General features: G+C 47.3%; 13 protein-coding genes. 10 read left to right on the forward strand and 3 right to left on the reverse strand.

The annotated features are described in order from the left end of the window. Positions 1 to 51: 51 nt before the first annotated feature. The 6 genes from IEY13_RS03195 to bglX all read left to right on the forward strand — a co-directional run bounded on the left by IEY13_RS03195 (position 52) and on the right by bglX (position 14,664). Positions 52 to 1,260: a FecR family protein gene (locus tag IEY13_RS03195; protein ID WP_188950507.1), complete on the forward strand. Its 1,209-nt coding sequence runs from the start codon at positions 52 to 54 to the stop codon at positions 1,258 to 1,260. Positions 1,261 to 1,490: 230 nt separating this feature from the next. Then, the gene (locus tag IEY13_RS03200) at positions 1,491 to 4,751 is read left to right on the forward strand and encodes a TonB-dependent receptor (protein ID WP_188950508.1); all 3,261 of its coding nucleotides are present in this window, start codon (positions 1,491 to 1,493) and stop codon (positions 4,749 to 4,751) included. A gap of 28 nt (positions 4,752 to 4,779) precedes the next feature. Next, a complete protein-coding gene (locus tag IEY13_RS03205) occupies positions 4,780 to 6,231 on the forward strand; it encodes a RagB/SusD family nutrient uptake outer membrane protein (RefSeq protein WP_188950509.1) in 1,452 nt (483 codons plus the stop codon). A 37-nt stretch (positions 6,232 to 6,268) separates the two neighbouring features. After that, a complete protein-coding gene (locus IEY13_RS03210; RefSeq protein ID WP_188950510.1) occupies positions 6,269 to 8,251 on the forward strand; it encodes an FAD-dependent oxidoreductase in 1,983 nt (660 codons plus the stop codon). A gap of 63 nt (positions 8,252 to 8,314) precedes the next feature. Continuing rightward, positions 8,315 to 12,400 carry a carbohydrate-binding protein gene (locus tag IEY13_RS03215; RefSeq protein WP_188950511.1) on the forward strand — a complete coding sequence of 1,362 codons (4,086 nt, stop codon included), beginning with the start codon at positions 8,315 to 8,317 and terminating at the stop codon, positions 12,398 to 12,400. A 14-nt stretch (positions 12,401 to 12,414) separates the two neighbouring features. Then, the gene (gene bglX / locus IEY13_RS03220; protein ID WP_188950512.1) at positions 12,415 to 14,664 is read left to right on the forward strand and encodes a beta-glucosidase BglX; all 2,250 of its coding nucleotides are present in this window, start codon (positions 12,415 to 12,417) and stop codon (positions 14,662 to 14,664) included. Positions 14,665 to 14,737: 73 nt separating this feature from the next. Here the strand turns inward: bglX and IEY13_RS03225 are convergent, their stop codons facing one another. Beyond that, entirely contained in the window at positions 14,738 to 17,449 is a 2,712-nt protein-coding gene (locus IEY13_RS03225) for a cation-transporting P-type ATPase (protein ID WP_188950513.1), read from the reverse strand. A 100-nt stretch (positions 17,450 to 17,549) separates the two neighbouring features. After that, on the reverse strand, positions 17,550 to 18,080 hold the full coding sequence (locus tag IEY13_RS03230) for an NAD(P)H-dependent oxidoreductase (protein ID WP_188950514.1): 531 nt from the start codon (positions 18,078 to 18,080) through the stop codon (positions 17,550 to 17,552). A 96-nt stretch (positions 18,081 to 18,176) separates the two neighbouring features. Here IEY13_RS03230 and IEY13_RS03235 point away from each other — a divergent pair, with 96 nt between their 5' ends. After that, the gene (locus tag IEY13_RS03235) at positions 18,177 to 18,539 is read left to right on the forward strand and encodes a winged helix-turn-helix transcriptional regulator (protein ID WP_188950515.1); all 363 of its coding nucleotides are present in this window, start codon (positions 18,177 to 18,179) and stop codon (positions 18,537 to 18,539) included. Between the two features lie 14 nt (positions 18,540 to 18,553). Here IEY13_RS03235 and IEY13_RS03240 read toward each other — a convergent pair whose 3' ends face one another. Then, the gene (locus IEY13_RS03240) at positions 18,554 to 18,955 is read right to left on the reverse strand and encodes a response regulator (RefSeq protein ID WP_188950516.1); all 402 of its coding nucleotides are present in this window, start codon (positions 18,953 to 18,955) and stop codon (positions 18,554 to 18,556) included. A 309-nt stretch (positions 18,956 to 19,264) separates the two neighbouring features. On the opposite strand from IEY13_RS03240, the gene IEY13_RS03245 reads away from it, so the two are divergent. The 3 genes from IEY13_RS03245 to IEY13_RS03255 are packed head-to-tail and all read left to right on the forward strand — an operon-like array spanning position 19,265 to position 21,168. Continuing rightward, positions 19,265 to 19,669, forward strand: a complete 405-nt coding sequence (locus IEY13_RS03245) for a 4-oxalocrotonate tautomerase (RefSeq protein ID WP_188950517.1) — start codon at positions 19,265 to 19,267, stop codon at positions 19,667 to 19,669. Continuing rightward, the gene (locus tag IEY13_RS03250; RefSeq protein WP_188950518.1) at positions 19,666 to 20,211 is read left to right on the forward strand and encodes a nuclear transport factor 2 family protein; all 546 of its coding nucleotides are present in this window, start codon (positions 19,666 to 19,668) and stop codon (positions 20,209 to 20,211) included. Before IEY13_RS03245 ends, IEY13_RS03250 begins: the two co-directional genes overlap by 4 nt. Before the next feature lie 27 nt (positions 20,212 to 20,238). Further along, entirely contained in the window at positions 20,239 to 21,168 is a 930-nt protein-coding gene (locus IEY13_RS03255; RefSeq protein ID WP_188950519.1) for a winged helix-turn-helix transcriptional regulator, read from the forward strand. The last annotated feature ends 162 nt before the right edge of the window (positions 21,169 to 21,330 follow it).

The following is a 21,330-nucleotide window of genomic DNA, read 5'->3' on the forward strand; positions in this document are numbered from 1 at the left end:
GTTTAAAAATCCTTTTGACAAACGGAGTGCTTTCCTGTTTTACTAATGCGATTGCTACGCATTTTAACGATGGATGCACGAAACGAAAATATAAGCCTGTTACTGCAACAGTATCTGAAGGGCGAACTAACTGAGGCGCAACGTCTTGAACTGGACGAATGGCTGAATGCTTCTGAAAAGAACAGGGCCATACTGGAAGCGCTTTCCGGCAATCAGTTGCATGCCGGTTTACACGAAATGGCCGGCATTGATACTGCCCAGGCCAGGCAAAAAATTCCCGCCTCACTTTTTACAGATGCCGTTCCACAGCTGGTACCACCTGCCCAAAGCAGAAGAATGTATACAGCCTGGTGGGCCGCTGCCGCTGTAGTGCTGGCGCTATCGGTAACTATTTACCAGCTGGCCGGCAATAAACAGCAGAATAAACCGGTGGCAAGGCAGCAGGATGCAGATAGTAAACAATCCGTTCAGCAGAAGGGGCCTGTGTTAACGCTGTCTGATGGTTCGGTAATTGCGCTGGATAATGCCGGTAACGGCACGCTGGCACAACAGGGAGGCACGCGGGTGATAAAACTGGCAAACGGTCAGCTGGCTTATAAAGCCGGTAGCGCATCAGACACGGCTACCTTATTCAATACTATTGCTACACCACGCGGCCTGCAATACCAGATTGTGTTGCCAGACGGCAGTAAGGTGTGGCTGAATGCTGCCAGCAGCCTGAAGTATCCCACTGCTTTTAAAGGCACCAGAGAGGTTACCCTTACCGGGGAAGCATATTTTGAAATAGCAGAAAATGCAGCCATGCCTTTTCGCGTAAACGCAGGCGCCATGCAGGTGCAGGTACTGGGTACCGGGTTTAACGTAATGGCGTATGACAACGAAGCGGCTGTAGCTGCCACACTACTGGAAGGAAAAATTGCGGTAAACAATAATGGAGAGCGTCGTCAGCTGAAGCCGGGCGAGCAGGCGCTGTTGAATAAGGAAGGAGGTATGCGTGTTACACAGCATGCTAATGTTAGCCAGGTAGTGGCCTGGAAAAACAATTACCTGCAGTTTGATGATAACGAACTGGCTTATGTAATGCGGCAGATAGAACGATGGTACGATGTGCAGGTGCGGTATGAAGGAGGAGTACCCAACAGAAAGTTTGGTGGCAAAATTCTGTTGAACAGTCCGCTGTCTGATGTATTGAAAGCCCTGGAACTAAGTAAAGTACAATGCAGATTAAACAATAGAACCATTACTATATCCAATAACTAAAACTAAAGATTCTGATTAAATAAGCCTTGATGTGGTATTGAAAAAACCGGAAGTGTAGCGAGCACCTCCGGCTAACATTCAGTGCTGCTGCAACCGCTTACGATTGCTCATGCCTCCCGTTTGCTCAGGGGTGCTTTTATTACACTAAACACATCAAATGTATGCAAATTAATTTGTTGTCCGGCCCCCGGCTGTCGGGGTGGCGGTACATGCTCAAAACGATGCTTGTTATGAAACTAGTTGCCTTTATTCTGTTAGCCACCTGTTTGCAGGTAAGCGCCACGGGCAATAGCCAGTCTATTACACTGGCAGAAAAAAATGAACCTTTACCCAAAGTGTTTGAGGCTATTGAAAAACAAACCGGCTATGTGTTCTTTTTCGATGCGGAGTTGTTAGCCAAAGCCAAAAGAACCAGTGTTACAGTAAAAAATGCTTCTATTGATGAAGTGTTACGGTTGTGTTTTAAAGATCAGCCGTTTAAATACGCTATTGCAGGCAATATTATTGTAGTGCAGCAGAAAGACAATGCAACCCTGTATACACTGGCTGCTATGCCGGTGGTAGCTACGGTAAAGGGTAAGGTTACGGGTGCAGAACACGGGCCTTTAGCCGGTGCATCTATACAGGTAAAAAATAAAGGCCGCGGTACCAATTCAGATGCGGAGGGCAACTTTACCATTCAGGCCGATGCCGGTGATGTACTGGTGGTTTCTTATGTAGGCTACACGCAAAAGGAAGTGGCGGTAAACGGTACCGGTTTTCTGAATATTATTCTCTCGCCCGAAGAAACCGAAACACAGGATCTGGTAGTGGTGGCCTATGGCAAAATGCGTAAGTCAGACCTTACCGGTTCGGTATCGCAGGTAAAAGCAACCGATATTACTTCTTACCCCACTACCAACGTGGTGCAGGCGCTGAGCGGCCGTGCGCCGGGTGTACGGGTAATGCAGAACAACGGTACACCGGGTAGCCCCATCAGTGTGCGTATCCGCGGTGCCAACTCTATCTATGGTGGTAATGAACCTTTATATGTAATAGATGGTGTGCCCAGCACGCCCACCTATCTGCAGAACGCAGATATTGAATCTATGGAGATTCTGAAAGATGCTTCTTCTACGGCTATGTATGGTTCGCGCGGTGGTAATGGTGTGGTACTGATTACTACCAAAACGGGTAAAAAGAACCAGCCCACCAAAGTGGGGGTAGATATGGGATACAGCACGCAGTCTATTACTAAAAAAATGAAACTGCTGAACCCGTTTCAATATGCTTCTTTGTATAACGAGCAGCGTAAAAATGATAACCCTACCCTGGCGCCTTATTTCTCCCAGCAGCAGCTGGATTCGTTCCGTACTATGAAGGGTACCGACTGGCAGGATCTGCTGTTGCGTAACGCTCCTTTGTATAATGCCAATGTAAGCGTAAGCGGTGGTTCTGATAAAACGTATTTCTATTTCTCGGGTGGTGTATTTTCTCAGCAGGGTATTATTCCCAACTCCGATTATAACCGCTATTCACTGCGTTTGAACCTGAAACATGATATCAGCAAGGTATTCAGTATTGACTACAATGCGGTATATACCCGCAGCGAGCGCAGCAGCCAGAACTCGCAAACCGGTAACAGGGGCAGCGATATGTTTGGCGCTATGTTGTTTGCGCCGCCTACCGTGGGGCCTTACGATGCACAGGGGCGTTACCTGCGTTTAAATACGGTTTATCCTTTTATATCCAACGCCATTGTTAACCCCGTAGCCATCAAAAATGAAGTACAGAACAACGGTAAGTCCGATGATTTTGTATCTAACCTGCATTTGCGTATACGCCCTTCCAAAGACCTGGAAGTACGTATTTCCGGTAACATTGTAAACAGCAATGGCCGTAGCGATTATTTCAGAAACCGCGAGCCGTATGCACTCAATTCAGTAGGGGATGCCAGTGTAGGTACTTCACAAACCACTACGCTGTTAAACGAAAATATTATCAGTTATAAAAAGCAACTGGGCCGCGTACACAATATTGATGTGGTAGCAGGTATTGCCAACCAACTGGATAGATATACAGCCATGGGCTCTGGTAATGCATCCGGCTTTTTGAGTAATGAAATTTATACAGGGCGTTTACAGTCGGCTGATGTGGCAGGTATTCCTACTTCCGACTATACCCGTACTGCTTTGTCTTCCTACATAGGTAGGGTGAACTATGGGTATGATAACCGTTACCTGGTTACGTTCAGCTTTCGCAGAGATGGGTTTTCGCCTTACTCCAAAGAGTTCCGCTGGGAAAACTTTCCTTCCGCTGCTATTGCCTGGAGAATGTCTAACGAAAAGTTTCTGCAGAATTCCAGACTGGTATCTGAGTTAAAGCTGAGAGCTTCTTTCGGCCGTACCGGTAACACATCTTTAGGCCCCTACCAGTCGCTGAATATTCTGCAGCCTTATAACGTCATCTTTGGAGATGCGCTGAGCATTGGTTATGCTCCACGCGCCCAGTATCCGCAAAAGCTGCGTTGGGAGGTTACCGACCAGATGGATATGGGTATTGATGCGGGCCTGCTGAATAACCGCATCCGCATTACTGCCGATTACTACCATAAAAGAACCAAATACCTGTTAAACGAAGTGCAGCTGCCTACCTCTTTCGGGTATGAAACCGCTTTACAAAACGTGGGTGAAATCAGCAACCGCGGTATAGAACTGGGTATAGAAGCTACCGTGTTCAATAACCGCAACTTTAAGTGGGATTTAGGTGGTAACATAGCCTTTAACCGCAACCGGGTAGAGAAACTGTATAAAGGCCAGGATATTAATGGTACCAATATTTTTACCGGTAACATTAACGATTATGTAAACCTGTTGCGCGAAGGGCAGGATGTGTTTGTGTTTTACGGCTACAAAGAAATTGGTTATACCAATGACGGGCTGATTAAATATGAAGACAAAGACACGAACGGCTCCATCAACGCATCTGACAGAAGTATTATAGGCAACCCTAACCCCGATTTTATTTACGGCCTTAACTCGGTAATGAAACACAAAGGCTTTGAGTTAACGCTGTTTTTTCAGGGCTCGCAGGGTAATGATATTTTTAACCTGAACAAAGCCAGCAATCTGGATATGGGCTTTGGTTTAAACCAGCCGGAAGAAGTGTATACCAACCATTGGACCAGCGAAAAAACAAACGCCAAATACCCTAAGCCATCCAATAAAATCAACGGTAACTTTTCTACCCGCTTTGTGGAAGATGGTTCTTATGTAAAGCTGAAAAACGTAATGCTGGCTTATACGCTGCCTTTACAAAACTGGAAAATAAAGCATTTGAAATCGGCGCAATTGTATGTGAGCGGTCAAAACCTGCTGGTGCTTACCAAATACTCCGGTTACGATCCGGAAGTAAACGCTTATGGCTCGGCTAACTCCCGTACACAGGGCGTAGACTATACGGTATATCCTCCCAGCAAATCCATCACTTTTGGTTTACGCTGCGGATTTTAAAATTGAATAACGATTAATGAAAGCATATATGAAAACTGCATATTCATTACTGGCCGGTGGGCTGTTCCTGCTCAGTTCCTGCTCTAAATTTCTGGACGAACGTCCGCAGGCCATTGCCGCGGAAAACTTTTATACCACACCGATAGAGGTAGAGTCTGGCTTAAACGCCATTTATGAAACGGTACGTTACCTCAGCACTTTCGGTGGCTTTTATACCATACAGCACGAGATTAATACCGAGTATATGTATGGCAGGGGCAGCTTTGCACCCATGAACAGTTACGATGGGTTAGATAATACCAACGTAGGCCGTATTACCGATACCTGGAATAACTTTTACAAAGGCATCCGCAATGCCAACCTGGTAATACAGAAAGCGCCACTGGCACCTGCGGTAACCGATGCCGAAAAGCTGCGCTATGTGGCAGAAGCCCGTTTTATGCGGGGTCTGTTTTATTTTCATCTGGTACGCAACTGGGCAGGTGTTCCTTTACATACGGAGCACAACCTGGATTCTATTAATGTAAAAAAGTCCAGCCCGGAAGTGATTTACAACCTCATTCAGGAAGATCTGGTGTTTGCAGAAAACAACCTGCCCGATAACCCCAGAATGGTGGGCACCGCTTCTAAGTGGACAGCCAAAACAGCGCTGGCAGAAGTATACCTGACGCTTAAGAAATATGATCTGGCAAGGAAGGCCGCCTGGGAAGTAATTGATTCCAGAAAGTTTTCACTGGTAAGTGTAAGTGTAGCGGATGATTTTGAAAAGCTGTTCGGCCGCGATGCCAATAATACTTCAGAGGAAATTTTTTACTTTAAGTATTCTTCCAAAGTAGCAGGGCAGGGGTATCAGTACCTGGCTTATCTGCATGCCACTAAAACTACCAATTTCCCTCCCGGAGGCTTTGGTACTATCTACGCCGATTCGCTGAATACGTTCATGAAAAACTGGGACAGGGCAGATCTGCGTTATCGCTTTACCTGGTATGCGGCGGATGTAAACATTTCACCCACTACGGTGCTCTGCAAAAAGTTCAGCGACAGGCAGGCTACCATTCAGCAGGGTAATAACGATTATCCGCTGTACCGCTATGCCGATCTGCTGTTGTTTTACGCAGAAGCCGAAGCGGGCCTGAATAACGGGCCTACCGCCGATGCGGTGGAAAAACTGAATATGGTACGCCGCCGTGCGTATGGCAAACCGGTTAATACCGCAGATCCGCTTATTGATATTAAACTGACTGACTATACAGGTTACGATGCCTTTGCAAAAAGGGTGGTGCTGGAACGTGCTTATGAAACAGTAGGGGAAGGAAAACACTGGTTTGATCTGAAACGCCTGGGTATTGCCCAGCAGGTAATTAAAGACGTAGAGGGCCTGAATATGACGCAGAAGCATCTGTTATGGCCTATACCGCCCAGGGAGTTTAACGGTAATACCGCACTGGACCCTACGGCCGATCAGAATCCCGGTTATTAAGCGAAGCAGGCATTACAGGATATAAATGAATTGAATTATGAAGTATATAAGACTGGTACTGGTAACAGTGGGTTGTGCACTGTTTATGCAGAGCTGTAAGAATAAAGAAGCGCATACGCAGACAGAGATTTGTATTTACGGTGGTAATGCTGCCGGTGTTATTGCGGCGTATACCGCTGCCAAAATGAACCGGAAAGTAGTATTAATTGAGCCAGGCTTTCACCTGGGCGGCCTTACCACAGGTGGCCTGGGGTATACGGATATTGGTAATAAATACGCCATCAACGGCCTGTCGCTGGATGTGTACCGCCGCATAGGTAAACACTACGGTAAGTTTGAGCAGTGGATATTTGAGCCGCATGTGGCAGAGGATGTAATGAAGCAGTATATTAAAGAAGCAGGTGTGGAAGTAGTATACGGTTACCAGCTGGATACGGTAATAAAGAACGGTGCTGCCATCAGCAGTATTGCGGTAAGTGATTCTACCGGTAAAGTAAAGGCGGTAGATGCAGGTGTGTTTATCGACTGTTCTTATGAAGGCGATCTGATGGCCAAAGCCGGTGTATCTTATACCGTAGGGCGTGAAGCCAATAGCCAGTACAACGAAACGTTTAACGGCGTGCAGCTGATGCATGGCCACCAGTTTCCGGATGGTGTTGACCCCTACAAAGAGCCGGGTAACCCCAACAGTGGCCTGGTATGGGGCGTTAGTGAAGGCGCATTGCCGCCGCAGGGTAGTGGCGATAAAAGGGTACAGGCTTATAATTTTCGCATATGCCTTAGTAATGACCCTGCCAACAGGGTAACTATTGAGCGGCCGGATAACTACGATTCTTCCCGTTACGAACTGCTGTTGCGTTATCTGCAGAAAAAGGTACCTGGTGATCTCTGGGGTTTTCTCAAGTTCGATCTCATGCCCAATCATAAAACAGATATCAATAACAACGGCCCTATCTCTACCGATATGATTGGCCATAGCAGCAACTACCCGGAGGCAGATGTGGCTACCCGCCGCAGAATCCGTAAAGAGCATGAGGATTATACCAAAGGGCTGTTATACTTTATAGGCCATGATGCCCGCATGCCGGAGCACCTGCGTAACCAGATGTTACAATGGGGGTACCCGAAAGATGAGTATCAGGATAATGGCAACTGGACGCCACAGCTATATGTACGCGAAGCAAGGCGCATGGTGGGTGCGTATGTAATGACGCAGCACAACTGTCAGGGCCGTGAAGTAGCAGAGGATGCTATTGGTATGGCCGCTTATACTATGGATTCACACAACTGCCAGCGCATAGTGGTAAATGGTATGGTAAAGAATGAAGGGAATGTGGAAGAGGGGGGCTTTGGCCCTTACCCCATCTCTTACCGCGCCATTACGCCTAAGCAGGAGCAGTGTACCAACCTGCTGGTGCCGGTATGTTTATCGGCTACGCATATTGCCTATGGTTCAATCCGTATGGAGCCGGTGTTTATGGTGCTGGCACAGTCGGCGGCGGTAGCAGCCTCACTGGCAATGGAGCATAGCAACAACGTGCACCAGGTTGATGTGAAGCAGCTACAGGCCGTGCTTGCGAAAGACCCGCTGCTGAACGGCAAAGCGCCGGAGGTACTGGTGGATAATGACGATGAAAAGCAGGCACAGGTAAAAGGCAACTGGCAGCGATTGCTGCATGGTGCTTATGGCCGCAGCATGTATATTGACAGCAGCAAGGGCAAGGAGCAGAAATCTGTTCAGTTTACGCCGCGCCTGTCTAAAGAAGGTACTTACCAGGTGTATGTATATATTCCCAAAATCAAAGGTATTTCCAATAGCCTGCCCTTTACCATATCCACTGCATCTGGTGTACAGCAGGTGGTTATAAAACCTGCTGACATCAGCGTGGAAGGGCAAACCTCAGGAGAGTGGGTAAGCCTGGGTAAACATGCCCTGCAAAACAACAGCTTCGTAGAAATCAGTAATGCGGGGGCCGACGGCTACCTGCCTGCCGATGCAGTACTGTTCATTCCTGAATAAACCATTTGTTCATGGCAGGCGGATAACAAATGTGTCCGCCTGCTTTTATAAACATTGCGCCAGATGAAAAAGATTGCTTTACTCATAGGTATAGCGCTGTTGAGCTATGCCCTCCCGCTTAGTGCCCAGTGGTTACTGATTGATGATATGGAAGGCCACGGGCCGGCCTCTGGTAACTGGATATACAATGCCGGTACCAATGCCACAGGAACCGTTGTTTTTAATGCGGCCAACCCGGCGCCTGCCGGTTTAAATACCACTGCTCAGGTTGCTAAATTTACTAAGGATACTTCCAGTTCTGCCTACATGGCTGCGGCTGTAACACTGGCAGCACCGCTGAACCTTTCTGCCGGTGCCACTTTTAAAATGATGGTGTACAGCAATGTAAAGGAAGAGGTAATGTTTAAGCTACAACCTGGTACCGATTATACACAGGCGGTATACCGCACTTACCGCATACAGAATGTAAACCAGTGGGAGGAAGCGGTTTTTACTTTTACCGGTATTAATAACAGAACCGACCTTAACAGAATTGCCATTCAGTTTATAGATGGTAAAAAGGCGAATGGTATTCTGTATTTTGATCAGATACAGGCGCCTAACCCTACCAGCCTTACGCTTACCAACACCAATATCCCTATGGGTAATGAAAATGGTAAGCAGATAGAAGTGGTATTGCATGGGGATGCATTTAAGCCGGTGCTGAATATGGCCAGCTGGCATACTTCGGCTTTGCCGTCAGGTGTTACCATAGGTAATCTGCTGCGGGTAAATGATACCACTGCGCATATAGTACTCAGCGGTAACTCACCTGTAAACTATTCCAGAACAAGCTTTACGCTTACGGTAGATAGTTCACAACTGCAGCAACCTGATATTGCTGCTTATACGGGCAGAGGCAATGTGGTGTTTGATGGCAACCCCAACTGGACCATGATTTACAACGATGAGTTTGACGTGGATGGTTTGCCAGACCCTGCCAAATGGACCATTGATGCGCGCCCCAAAGGCTGGATTAACAACGAGCAGCAGGTATATGCTGATGCCACACGCGATAACGCACGGGTGCGTAATGGCAACCTGATCATTACCGGGAAAAAAGATTTTCCTACCGGCGATCCTAATGCACCCTGGTCTTCTGCCCGCGTAGTATCGCTGGGTAAAATGGAGTTTATGTATGGCAAAGCTGAAATGCGTGCAAAGCTGCCCAGGGCAAGAGGCTCCTGGCCTGCCTTCTGGTTAATGCCGGTGAGCAGTGCGTATGGCAGCTGGCCCAAAAGCGGCGAGGTGGATATACTGGAACATGTAGGTAACAACTTTGGCAAGGCCATGTGTGCCGTGCATACCGAAAATAAAAACTGGACCAATGGGGGCAACCTCGGCGGTAATCAGATAATGCCCGATCTGGATACGGTGTATCATGTATACGGTGTGGAGTGGTCGCCCGATTCGCTGCGCTTTACACACGATGGGGTCGGCTTTTATACCTACGCCAATCCACATACGGACTGGAAAGACTGGCCCTTTGATAAATCGTTCTTTGTTATTATGAATATAGCCATCGGCGGCGGCATGGGCGGTAATATTACCGAGGCCGATTGGCCGGATAGTATGCAGGTTGATTACGTGCGTATTTACCAGCAGGGCCTGGGCACACCGGTGCTGGATTCCGTAGACATTACCCCCGCCAATGTATCTGTATTACCTGGCAAAACACAACAGTTTACTGCAAAGGTGCTGGATCAGAACGGGCATGTATTGGCAGGCGTTACTCCGGTATGGAGCATCTCCGGTACAGGCAATACCATCAGCAGCACCGGCCTGGCTACTATTCAAAGTACAGGTGTGGTAACTGCTACGGCTACACACAATGCGCTTACGGTTGCAGGCACTACTGCCATCAGCGTACGGCCCACCAACTACAAGCCTATACCGGCAAGGATAGAGGCAGAAGCCTTTGATAACTCCAATACCTGTTGCACCGAGAATACAGCAGATACCAGTGGGGTATTGAACGTAAGTTATATTAACAATGGTACCTGGCTGGAGTATGATATTAACGTGCCTGATTCTGCAGCGTATCGTATTCGCCTGCGTGTGGCTGCTAACAATGCTTCTGAAGTGGCAGTAAGAATAGATACCAGTTTGCTTTCTACCGTAATGGTGCCTGCTACCGGCGGCTGGCAAAAATGGAAAACGGTAGTATCTGCACCTATCATATTTGGGCCGGGACAGAAAACCATACGCCTTACCGCCGCATCATCCGGCTGGAACTTTAACTGGCTGCAACTGGTGCCTGCCAATGCACATGCGGTACAAAGTGTACGTATACAGCCAGACAGCGCCCGTTTGTTTCTGGGCGAATCGGTACAACTGAAAGCATTCGGATATGATGCGGATAGTAATTATATTATGTTGTCACCTGCACCTGTATGGTCTGTATCGGGCGATTCGGCGCAGGTATCTGCCTCTGGATTGTTTACGGCCAGTGCTGCCGGTACTTATACCGTAACAGCCACTACAGGCAGCTTAACCCGCACCATAACCGTGCAGGTAATGAACAATCCTGTTTTAACCCGCATTGACATAAAACCTGATACCGTGGTGGTACCAGTACATGCATCGCAGCAGTTTACGGCCAAAGGGTACGATCAGTATAACACACAGGTTCCGTTAACCGATACGGTGCGCTGGCTGGTTACCGGTGCCGGCAATACTGTAAACACGAATGGTGTATTTACAGCAGGCAGCACACCAGGTACTTATCAGCTTACAGCCAGCTCCGGTGGTATTACCGGCAGCCTGGCCGTACAAACAGGGTATACCTGTTCGGTTAATAACCGGTACGAGGCAGAATCTGCCTCTTCCAAAGCAGCAGGCCCTTACCTGGTAACTACGGATGATGTAGATGGCGGCCAGCATTTTGAAGGTATTACTGCCGGTAAATGGTTTGCCTACAGTGCGCTGAAAGTGCCATCTGCCGGGCGTTATAACATACGCCTGCGGGTAGCTACCACGGCTGCGGCCAGTATTAAAATAGGGCATGGTACTACCACCTTCCGCATTATTAATGTGCCCAATACAGGCGGTGCCTGGCAAACCATATCAGATACCGTTACACTGCCTGCACTTACTTATACGGGGGTGCATGCAGTAACCGGGTCTTTTAAATTTAACTGGCTGGCTATTGATAACTGTGCTACCGTGCCCGTGCCACCTGTGCGGATAGCGGTTACGCCAGATAGTATGCTGCTGCCTTTGGGTGGCACTTACCGTTTTAAGGCTACGGGTTACGACAGCAGTAACCAGATAGTAGCTTTACCTTCATTGCAATGGTCGGTTACCGGCACCGGTAATACTATTGATGCAGCGGGCTGGTTGCAGGCCGGTACTACCCCAGGCAGTTTTGGGGTAATAGCCAGCAATGGCAGCCTTACAGATAGTACGCTGGTTAACCTGACTGCCTGTTCGGTTAATACAAAGTATGAAGCAGAAAGCTTTTCAGCCAGGCATTCCGGCCCGGTGTTGGAAGCCTGTACCGATGCGGGTGGCGGGCAAAACTTTACCGGCCTGGCTACCGGCCACTACTTTGCATACAATACGCTGAATGTACCTGCGGCTGGTTTATACCGCATCAGCTTCCGGGTATGGTCTACCGCACCTGCACAAGTAAGAATAGGGCATAGCAATATTACCTATGGCATTAAAACCATTCCTTCCACCAATGGCGAATGGCAAACCATTACCGATACTATTACCCTGCCTGCTTTAAGTTATACAGGTATTCACGTGGTATCGGGTACGTTTAAGTTTAACTGGTTTGCTATTGATAACTGTGGCCAGCAACCGGGTAGCGGCAATCAACTCATGGCGGCTTTGCCTGCTCTGGCGGCGGAAGCGTCTGCAACGGGAGATATACAGTTGTATCCCAATCCGGCTACGGGTGCTGTTACCATTCTTACCGGCGATACCGGCTATGAAACCTTGTCTGTTACCAACGCTGGTGGTCAGGTGGTAAAGCGCTGGAGCATAGATGCCACGCAAACCACTATTCATAAAAACATCAGTGAGTTAAGGGCGGGTGTCTATTTTCTTACGCTGGAAGGCCCTTTAAAAAAGAGCAGGCACACCAAACTGATAAAACAATAAAGTAAATAATACATATGTTGCTAAAAAGAGTGGTTACATGCCTGTGTTGTTATGGCATAAGTTACGTAGTACAGGCGCAGGAACAGCCTGCCTATAAAAATGCCTCATTAGCTGTGGAAGTAAGGGTGAAAGACCTGCTGGGCAGAATGAGTGTAGAGGAAAAAGCAGGCCAGTTAAACCAGTTGAGCGGCGGTGCGTTTACCGGCCCTGCCCTGAACGAGGCAGGCCAGCAGACTAAAATACAATGGGTAAAGGAGGGAAAGGTTGGCTCTATGTTAAACGTAATAGGTGTTGCGGAAACAAGGGCTATACAGCAGATTGCAGTGGAGCAAAGCCGCTGGGGCATACCGCTGTTGTTTGGCCTGGATGTGATTCATGGGTATAAGACCATTTTTCCTATTCCGCTGGCAGAGGCCTGCAGTTTTAACCTGGCACAGGTACAGCAGAATGCGACGGTAGCAGCTGCGGAAGCAGCGGCAGCCGGTATACACTGGACGTTTGCGCCTATGTGCGATATCAGTAACGATCCGCGCTGGGGCCGGGTAATGGAAGGTATAGGGGAAGACCCCTGGTATGGTGCCTTACTGTCGGCCGCGCGGGTAAAAGGTTTTCAGGGCAATCTGGATGAGCAGCATATTCTGGCCTGTGTAAAACACTTTGCCGGTTATGGTGCAGTAGAAGCCGGAAGGGAGTATAACAATACCGATATGTCGCGCGTGGCGCTCTGGAACAAATACCTGCCGCCTTACCAGGCAGCGGTGGAAGCGGGGGCTGCTACGGTAATGAATGGGTTTAATGTTTTTGAAGGCGTACCTGTAAGTGCCAGTAAATACCTGGTAACCGATGTGCTGAAAAGCAAGTGGGGTTTTAAAGGCTTTCTGGTAAGCGACTGGAACTCCTTTGGCGAAATGGTACAGTGGGGCTATGCTGCCGATGGGCAGGATGCTGTTGTAAAAGCCATTAACGCAGGCAGTATGATGGATATGGAATCGAAAATCAACATCACTTATATACCCACACTGTTAAAGCAGGGTAAGATAACACAGCAGCAGCTGGATGATGCCGTAGGGCGCGTGTTAGCTGTAAAATTCCGGCTGGGCCTTTTTGAGCAGCCTTATAAGTATAACTCCACTGAAAGGGAGCAACGCCTGATATTCTCTGCTGCCCACCGCGCCGAAGCGCTGAAAGCAGCACGTGCCTCCGTGGTGTTGCTGAAAAACAACCAGCAATCCCTTCCCCTTCGCAAAACAGGCCAGCAGCTGGCGGTGATAGGGCACTATGCAAACAGTAAAGAAGACCTGTTTGATTTCTGGGCAGCTATGGGCGAATCAAAAAACGCCGTAACTCTGCTGGATGGCATGCAGCAGAAGTGGGGGAGTAAAGCCATTACCTATGCTGCGGGTTACAGTGCCGATGGCAATACTACCGATGCATTGGTGCAGGAAGCGGTGGCAGCTGCCCGCAAGGCAGATGTGCTGGTGGTAAATGTAGGTATTACCGGTAAGCTGGCGGGTGAAGACCGTGCCGTGGCCAACCCGGTTATACCAGAAGGGCAGCTACGTCTGCTGAAAGCGCTGCGCGCAACCGGTAAGCCCCTGATAGCCGTGGTATCTGCCGGCCGCCCGCTGGTGCTTACTGCACTGGAACCACTGGCCGATGCTATTGTGTATGCCTGGATACTGGGCACAGAAACCGGTAATGCCCTGGCAGATGTGCTGAGTGGTGATTACAACCCGGCTGGTAAAACCGTGATGAGTTTTCCGGTAGCAGTAGGGCAGATACCGGTGTATTACAATCATACCAATACCGGCCGCCCTTTACCAACGGATGACCAGGGTAACTGGTTCAGCAGATACCGCGATATACCCAATGAGCCTTTGTACCCGTTTGGTTATGGCCTTAGCTACACCAGCTTTGCATACAGCAACCTGAGCCTGCAGGATACGCTTCCTGCCAAAGGCAAACCGGTACAGGTAAGGGTAACCGTTACCAATACCGGCACACGTGATGGGGAAGAAGTGGTGCAGTTGTATATCCGCGATCACAGCGCGGGTATTGTAAGGCCGGTGAAAGAGCTGAAAGGTTTTCAGAAAGTATTGCTGAAAAAAGGGGAGAGCAGGCAACTGCATTTTACACTTACCGAAGAAGATCTGAGCTACTACGATGCCAATGGCGATAAGCAGATTGAGCCGGGCAGGTTTTCTGTATTCGTAGGTGGTAACTCAAAAGAGGTACTGGAAGCACAATTCAGAAAAGTAGAATAGTTCTACGTTCAGTCACTAACGTAAAAGCCTCAGAGCAATACTGAGGCTTTTACGTTTATGCATGTTTTTACTTTTAAATTTTCACTTTTGAATTTTTACTTCGTACACGTACCGCAATAGCCTTTTCCACCTCCACAATAATAAACGTAGCCAGCCCCAGGTACACCGGATATTTCCATTGGTCCAGAGATAAAGGCACGGTATCAAATACCTGATTCATAAACGGAATGTAGGTAACGCATGCCTGCAACACAAACAGCACAGCCGCTACTACATAAATAGCCCGGTTAGAAAAGAACTGCTGACTAAAAGCACTACGGCCAATACTGCGGCAGTTAAACAGGTGAAACAGCTGTGCAATTACAATGGTTTGCACGGTAATAGTACGCACAGTGGCTTCATCTACATTAGCAGCATGCAGGCGGGTACACAGCCACAACGTACCACCGCCTATTAAAACAGATACAAACAGAATGCGCCAGGCAAAGTAGCCGTTCAGCAATGGTTCCCGTACGGGCCGTGGTGGCCGCTTCATGGCATCGGGTTCCATAGGTTCAAATGCCAATGCTAAGGAAACAGTGAGTGAGGTTACCATGTTTACCCATAATATCTGCACGGGTAACAGTGGCATTACCGTACCGAAAAGAATACTGGCTATAATTAAGAAGCTTTCAGCGCCATTGGTGGGGAGTATAAAGAGGATGGTCTTTTTCAGGTTATCATAAATGCGCCTGCCTTCCTTTACAGCTTCTACAATGGTGCTGAAATTATCATCGGCCAATACCATCTCCGAAGCCTCTTTGGTAACTTCTGTGCCTTTTATACCCATGGCAATGCCCACATTGGCCTGCTTTAATGCCGGTGCATCATTTACGCCATCACCCGTCATAGCACAAATAATATTGCTGGCCTGCAGGGCATTTACCAGCCTTAGTTTATGTTCCGGGCTGGTACGTGCAAACACATCATATTCCTGCGCAGCCTTTTGCAAAGCCGCATCATCCATGTTTTGCAGTGTTTTGCCTACCATTATTTTTTCGCCATCGCCAATGCCCATTTGTTTGCCAATGGCTTTGGCAGTATCGGCATGGTCGCCGGTAATCATTTTAACAGTAATGCCTGCTTCGTGGCAGGATTGTATAGAAGCAATAGCCTCATCGCGCGGCGGATCAATAATGCCAGCCAGGCCCAGAAATACAATGTCTTTTTCAATGTCCTCATGTTCCAGCCGGTCTGTTAACTGGTCTGTTTTCTTATAAGCCGCGCCTATTACGCGCAGGCCCTGGTTGGCCAGTTGGGTAATCTGCTGCTCCCAGTAGCTGCGGTCAAAATCCTGCTCTCCATTGGTGCCGGCTTCACGGGTGGCCATATCCAGCAGGCGGTCAGGCGCGCCTTTAATGTAAATAACAGGGCCATTGCTGGTATCAGCACTGGTAGCCATGTATTTATAGTCTGAGCTGAAGGGGAGTGTGGCTTTTCTTTCCGGCTTGTTGCGAACAATGTTTTCTCCGGCTTTATGCGCAAGTGTTACCAGTGCATTTTCAGTAGGGTCGCCTTTGGCTACCCAGCCCTCTTTTTCGTCTTTATCCAGCGTGGCATCGTTACATACATAAAAACAGGTAATCAGTTGTTGCAGTAGCGGCTCGTCTGCTACGTTTACTTTTTGATCTTGTTTGCTTATGTCGCCATCGGGCGCATAGCCAATACCACTAATGTTGTACTCCACATCTTTTACAGCCACCTGCTGCACGGTCATTTCATTTTTGGTAAGCGTACCTGTTTTGTCAGAACAGATAACTGATACAGCGCCCAGCGTTTCTACGGAGGGCAGGTTGCGTACAATGGCTTTTTGCCTGGCCATACGGCGTACGCCTATGGCCAGAATAATAGAAAGTATGGCTGGTAAGCCTTCTGGTATAGCGGCTACTGCTAAACCTATGATAGACATTAACAGGGTTTCCTGATCATAGTCTCTTAAAAAATGACCGAATAAATAAGTGGCGCCTGCTGTTAATAATATAAATACAGAAACCGTTTTACCAAACTGTTCTGTTTGCTGCAGCAGTGGTGTTTTCAGCTGCTCCACTTCCCGCATCATCTGGTTAATCTTTCCTATCTCCGTATCTTTTCCTATCGCTACTACCACACCCTTGCCAGAACCTGCGCTAACAGTGGTACTGGTAAAGGCCATGTTGCGCCTGTCGCCCAGGCCGGTATCTGCGGCAAGTGCTTCTGTTGTTTTTTCTGCTGCCTCTGCTTCGCCGGTTAAGGCAGACTCTTCTATTTTTAAATGGTCGGCACTTAGTAATCTCAAATCTGCCGGTACTTTATCTCCTGCATTCAGCAGTACAATATCACCAATGGTAATATGAGTGGCATCTACCTCTATGCGTTTGTTATCCCGTATAATTTGTGCCTGCGGAGAGAGCAACGCCTGTATGCTTTTCAGTGCATCTTCTGCTTTGGCTTCCTGAAAGTAACCGATACTGGCATTTACAATGGCTACTATTATAATCACCAGCGTGTCGGTATAATGCCCCAGTACCGCGGTAATAATAGCAGCCACGAGTAATACGTAAATAAGTACGTCGTTAAAATGTTTCAGAAACCGGATCAGCTTACTCTCTGCTTTCTTTTCGGGAAGTTTGTTTAAACCATGCTGCTGTAGTCTTTTCTCCGCTTCCTGGGTTGTTAATCCCGCAGCAGCGTCTGTTGCGGATTGCTCCACTGCCTTTTCCTGTTCCAATGTATGCCATTGCTGTTGTGTTGCTTCGTGCCTATCCATTTGCGAACATTTTGGTAGACACGGAAAGCGACATTTATTATGCCATCGCCTGGTTGTGACATTAGAGTAGTATTAGAATATGGGAGATGTAACCGTTACACTACAGTGATTGAAGAAACTGCATATACAGCGGTACGCTTTTTTCAACCCATTCACGGGTGGCGTTAAATTCAATACCATACCATGCAAAGAAGGGCCTGTAGTCGGCCCTGATATATTCAAAGCTTAACTCGAAAGGACGCAATAGCTCTGTTAACGTGTATTTATATTTTTCTCCTGCCCGGTATTCATGTTCATCCACGCCTGCGGAAATAGCCAGGGCTACTTTCTTTCCTGCGACTTTGTAGCCGCTTTTGCTTCCGTACGCCCAGCCATGTGTTAAAACCTCATCCAGCCATTTCTTGAACAGCCCGGGGCAATTGAACCAGTAATAGGGAAACTGAAATACAATTTTATCAAACTGCTCCACCAGTTGCTGTTCTGCCTGCACATCAATTTTTTCATCAGGGTATATTTTGTACAGCTCATGCACTACATAGCTTTCAGGATATTTTTTCAGTTCTTCTACCCATCTTTTATTTACCAGCGATCCTTCTATATCGGGGTGTGTTACTATCACCAATGTTTTCATACTATCAACTATTAATTGTGTTTTACAAAAGTAAAGCGCCTGTTTTAATGTGTTACATTAGCAGCCAGATGTAGGGTACTATAAAAAATGTAAGTAATGTCGAAGGTGAAAAAAACATCTACCAATTTTGCCAACAAGCAGGCGTTGATGGGGGAATGTTCAGAAGTGTACGCAGCCAATATCATAGGTGGTCAATGGGCGCTGGCAATCTGTTCCTGGTTGCTGAACGGCAGGCTGCGGTTTGGGGAGTTGAAGCGTCGTTTGCCGGGTATTACTGAACGCATGCTTACGTTACAACTGCGTAAACTGGAAGAACACAATATTGTAAAAAGAGAAGTGTATGCCGAAGTGCCACCCCGGGTGGAATACGAGCTTACCCCAATTGGCTACGAACTAAAGCCCATTATTCTGCAACTGGAACAATGGGGTGAAAAGCATAAAGCACAACAGCCACAATAAAAATACCGCATGTTTTACGCCATGCGGTACGAAGCGGTAATTTCTTTCATAATATGCACCAGATGCTGATAGCTATCGGGCTTGGTAAAGTAACCTTGTGCGCCCTTCTGATACAGGTCATGCACCGTATCTTCCTTAATAAAGGTTGACATCATTACAATCTGTGTATCTGAAAATTTGGGCAGCAGCCTTATTTGCTGCAAGCATTCCATGCCACTGTATCCGGGCAGCCGGGTGTCCATTAACAAAAGTGTAGGAGCTACGGTGTTATGCAGCTGGATAAAATCAAGAAACTGGCGGCTTTCCGGAAAACTGGTAAAGTTAACCTGTACACCGGCATCATGAATGGCAGATTGTAATAGTAACGCGTCATCTCCGTCATCTTCTACAGCCCACACGGTTATTTGGTCTGTCATACAATTGATTTGATTATAGGGTAAAAAGGATTGCCGTGTAAACATCAAAAAGCATTCCTGTAATGTTTTGTCGTAGCCAGGACGACGGAGGCGGGCGTTAACGGGGGATTTTTTCCTCAAATTCAGCCTGATTACATAGCGGGTGTTTTAGCCGATGCTTTTTTGAGGTGAATACACATACAGCGGCGCCGCACATAATGGCCAGTTGTATTACCGCAATCTGAACTCCGCCGGCGTAATCTTACCACAAATCAATAAATACCAGTATCAGGCCGGCCAACTTTGTAGCTATCAACAAATAGTTACAAAATGCCATTACTACACGTAACAGTAAGCGGGAAACAAAATGCCGCACTTGCAAAAGAGATTGCACAGCAGATAGGGGTGTTAACCAAAGATATTCTCAGGAAAAGAAGTGAGGTAACTGTTGTTACGGTCACTTTTATTCCTGATGAGCTCTGGTTTGTTAATCAGGAATCACTTGCTGAATTAAACAGGCAAAGTTTTCATCTTAGCATTAAATTTTCAGAATCAACCAATCTGAAAGATGACAAAGCCCGGTTTATAGAAGCGGTGCATCATACCATGGTTGGGCTTTTACAAAACATGCACCCGGTAAGTTACACTACTATAGAAGAGCAACGTGCAGACGCCTATGGCTATGAAGGCCTTACCATAGAACATAAAATCATCAGCAACCGGATAAAGCAATGAAACAATTAATAAGCATTATCATGCTGGCTATAGCCGGTCAGTCCTTTGCACAGCATCGTTCAGCAGATGTAAAAGAAATCAATAGTATTCTAAGCAATTATTCCAGGTGTGTTATAGAAAAAGACTCTGTTGCTTTTTATAACCTTTTTAACAATGGAACGGTTACCTGGTGCGCCGCAGTTAAAAACGCATCTCATGTAAAAGAAAAAGAGGAGTTGGGTGTGGAAAAAGCAGGCAGCAATTATTTTGAACGCAGCTATCAGGGTTTTATGCGGGCGCTTTACAGGTATCAGCATTCAGAAGATAAATTTGATAATATACACATTGTGGAAGACGGAACAGTAGCTGCCGTTACCATGGATTATAGTTTCTGGGCAAACCATAAGATGACCAACTGGGGAAGCAAATATCTTACGCTGATAAAGAGGGACGGGCAATGGAAGATTACCAGTGTTATCTATTCTTTAGAGTTAACAAAATACTTTGCCCAACCTACGTTGGAAGAACGCCGGAAATTACGCCGGGAAACGGCTAATAATTGATAGATTTACTACGAAAAGCGTAGTGTTATGAAAAACCGGTTTGAGCAGGATGGCGGCGCCAAAGTGGCTTTTACCCAAAGCGATCTTGATGTTGCGGTGCGGATGTTGAGCGACAAATGGAAATTTCAGATAGTGAATGCCTTACTTAAACTGGGGCCTTTAAGATTCAGTCATTTCCAGTTGTATATGCCTTCCATATCACCCACTGTGCTTACTGAGCAGTTAAAAGCGCTGGAGGCCGCCGCCATTGTTTTTCGTACGCTTAGCGAAACAGGCAAGGCTGTAAAAGAGTATGTATTAACACCGCGGGGCAGGCAGCTATGGCCTGTAATAAGCGAACTGGAAAAATGGGGTAAGGCAGTGAATACAGAAGCAGGCAGCATTGCTGCTGATAACCTCCCGCCGCACACAAACAAAAGCTTTGAGGCTTTGAAAGAACGTATGGTAGTGCGTAAAGTAAAGAAGAATGAATTGCTGTTGAAAGAAGGAACGGTATGCAATTTCATTGGCTTTGTTAACAGCGGTGCGGTGCGGTCGTTTGTTACTTCGGATGATGTGGAGCACAACAACGATTTTTATCTTCCTGATAGCATTGTATGCGCACTTACCAGCTTTTTAAGTCGCAAACCTACTAACTGCAATATTGAGGCTTTAACCGATACCGAAATCTGCCTCATCGGGTATGAGCGGTTTATGCACCTGGTAGAGGAAGACGTAGCCTGGCTGCGTTTTGCCAAAACCGTATCGGATAGCTTTTTTATGAGAAAATGCAAAAGAGAAACCTCCTTTCTAAAGCATACAACCAGTGAAAGAATTGACATGGTAAGGGCACTCTTTCCCGGAATAGAGCAGCTGGTACCGCAATATCATATAGCATCCTATATCGGAATTACTCCTGAATCGCTTAGCCGTTCCAGGCTTTCTGCTTTGCAGATGAAGAAGTCGCCTGCGAAATAAAACAGCTTCTTTTTCTTTGCTGTTGCAGAACCTGTAGCTTTGCGCGTATTACTTTTGAGTACCCCGGAGCAAATACATATAGAAAGAGAGCTGTTTCAACTTACGGCAGCAGGCGACGAGGCGGCATTTGAGCGTTTATTCTATGCATATGCGCCACGTTTG

Source organism: Filimonas zeae, assembly GCF_014641615.1.
In the GTDB taxonomy this organism is placed as follows: Bacteria; Bacteroidota; Bacteroidia; order Chitinophagales; family Chitinophagaceae; genus Filimonas; species Filimonas zeae.

Excerpts from the sequence above, each read along its gene's own strand:
- IEY13_RS03200 (WP_188950508.1), top strand. The coding sequence starts at position 1,491 with ATGAAACTAGTTGCCTTTATTCTGTTAGCCACCTGTTTGCAGGTAAGC.
- IEY13_RS03205 (WP_188950509.1), top strand. The coding sequence starts at position 4,780 with ATGAAAACTGCATATTCATTACTGGCCGGTGGGCTGTTCCTGCTCAGT.
- IEY13_RS03210 (WP_188950510.1), top strand. The coding sequence starts at position 6,269 with ATGAAGTATATAAGACTGGTACTGGTAACAGTGGGTTGTGCACTGTTT.
- IEY13_RS03215 (WP_188950511.1), top strand. The coding sequence starts at position 8,315 with ATGAAAAAGATTGCTTTACTCATAGGTATAGCGCTGTTGAGCTATGCC.
- bglX (WP_188950512.1), top strand. The coding sequence starts at position 12,415 with ATGTTGCTAAAAAGAGTGGTTACATGCCTGTGTTGTTATGGCATAAGT.
- IEY13_RS03225 (WP_188950513.1), bottom strand. The coding sequence starts at position 17,449 with ATGGATAGGCACGAAGCAACACAACAGCAATGGCATACATTGGAACAG.
- IEY13_RS03230 (WP_188950514.1), bottom strand. The coding sequence starts at position 18,080 with ATGAAAACATTGGTGATAGTAACACACCCCGATATAGAAGGATCGCTG.
- IEY13_RS03235 (WP_188950515.1), top strand. The coding sequence starts at position 18,177 with ATGTCGAAGGTGAAAAAAACATCTACCAATTTTGCCAACAAGCAGGCG.
- IEY13_RS03240 (WP_188950516.1), bottom strand. The coding sequence starts at position 18,955 with ATGACAGACCAAATAACCGTGTGGGCTGTAGAAGATGACGGAGATGAC.
- IEY13_RS03245 (WP_188950517.1), top strand. The coding sequence starts at position 19,265 with ATGCCATTACTACACGTAACAGTAAGCGGGAAACAAAATGCCGCACTT.
- IEY13_RS03250 (WP_188950518.1), top strand. The coding sequence starts at position 19,666 with ATGAAACAATTAATAAGCATTATCATGCTGGCTATAGCCGGTCAGTCC.
- IEY13_RS03255 (WP_188950519.1), top strand. The coding sequence starts at position 20,239 with ATGAAAAACCGGTTTGAGCAGGATGGCGGCGCCAAAGTGGCTTTTACC.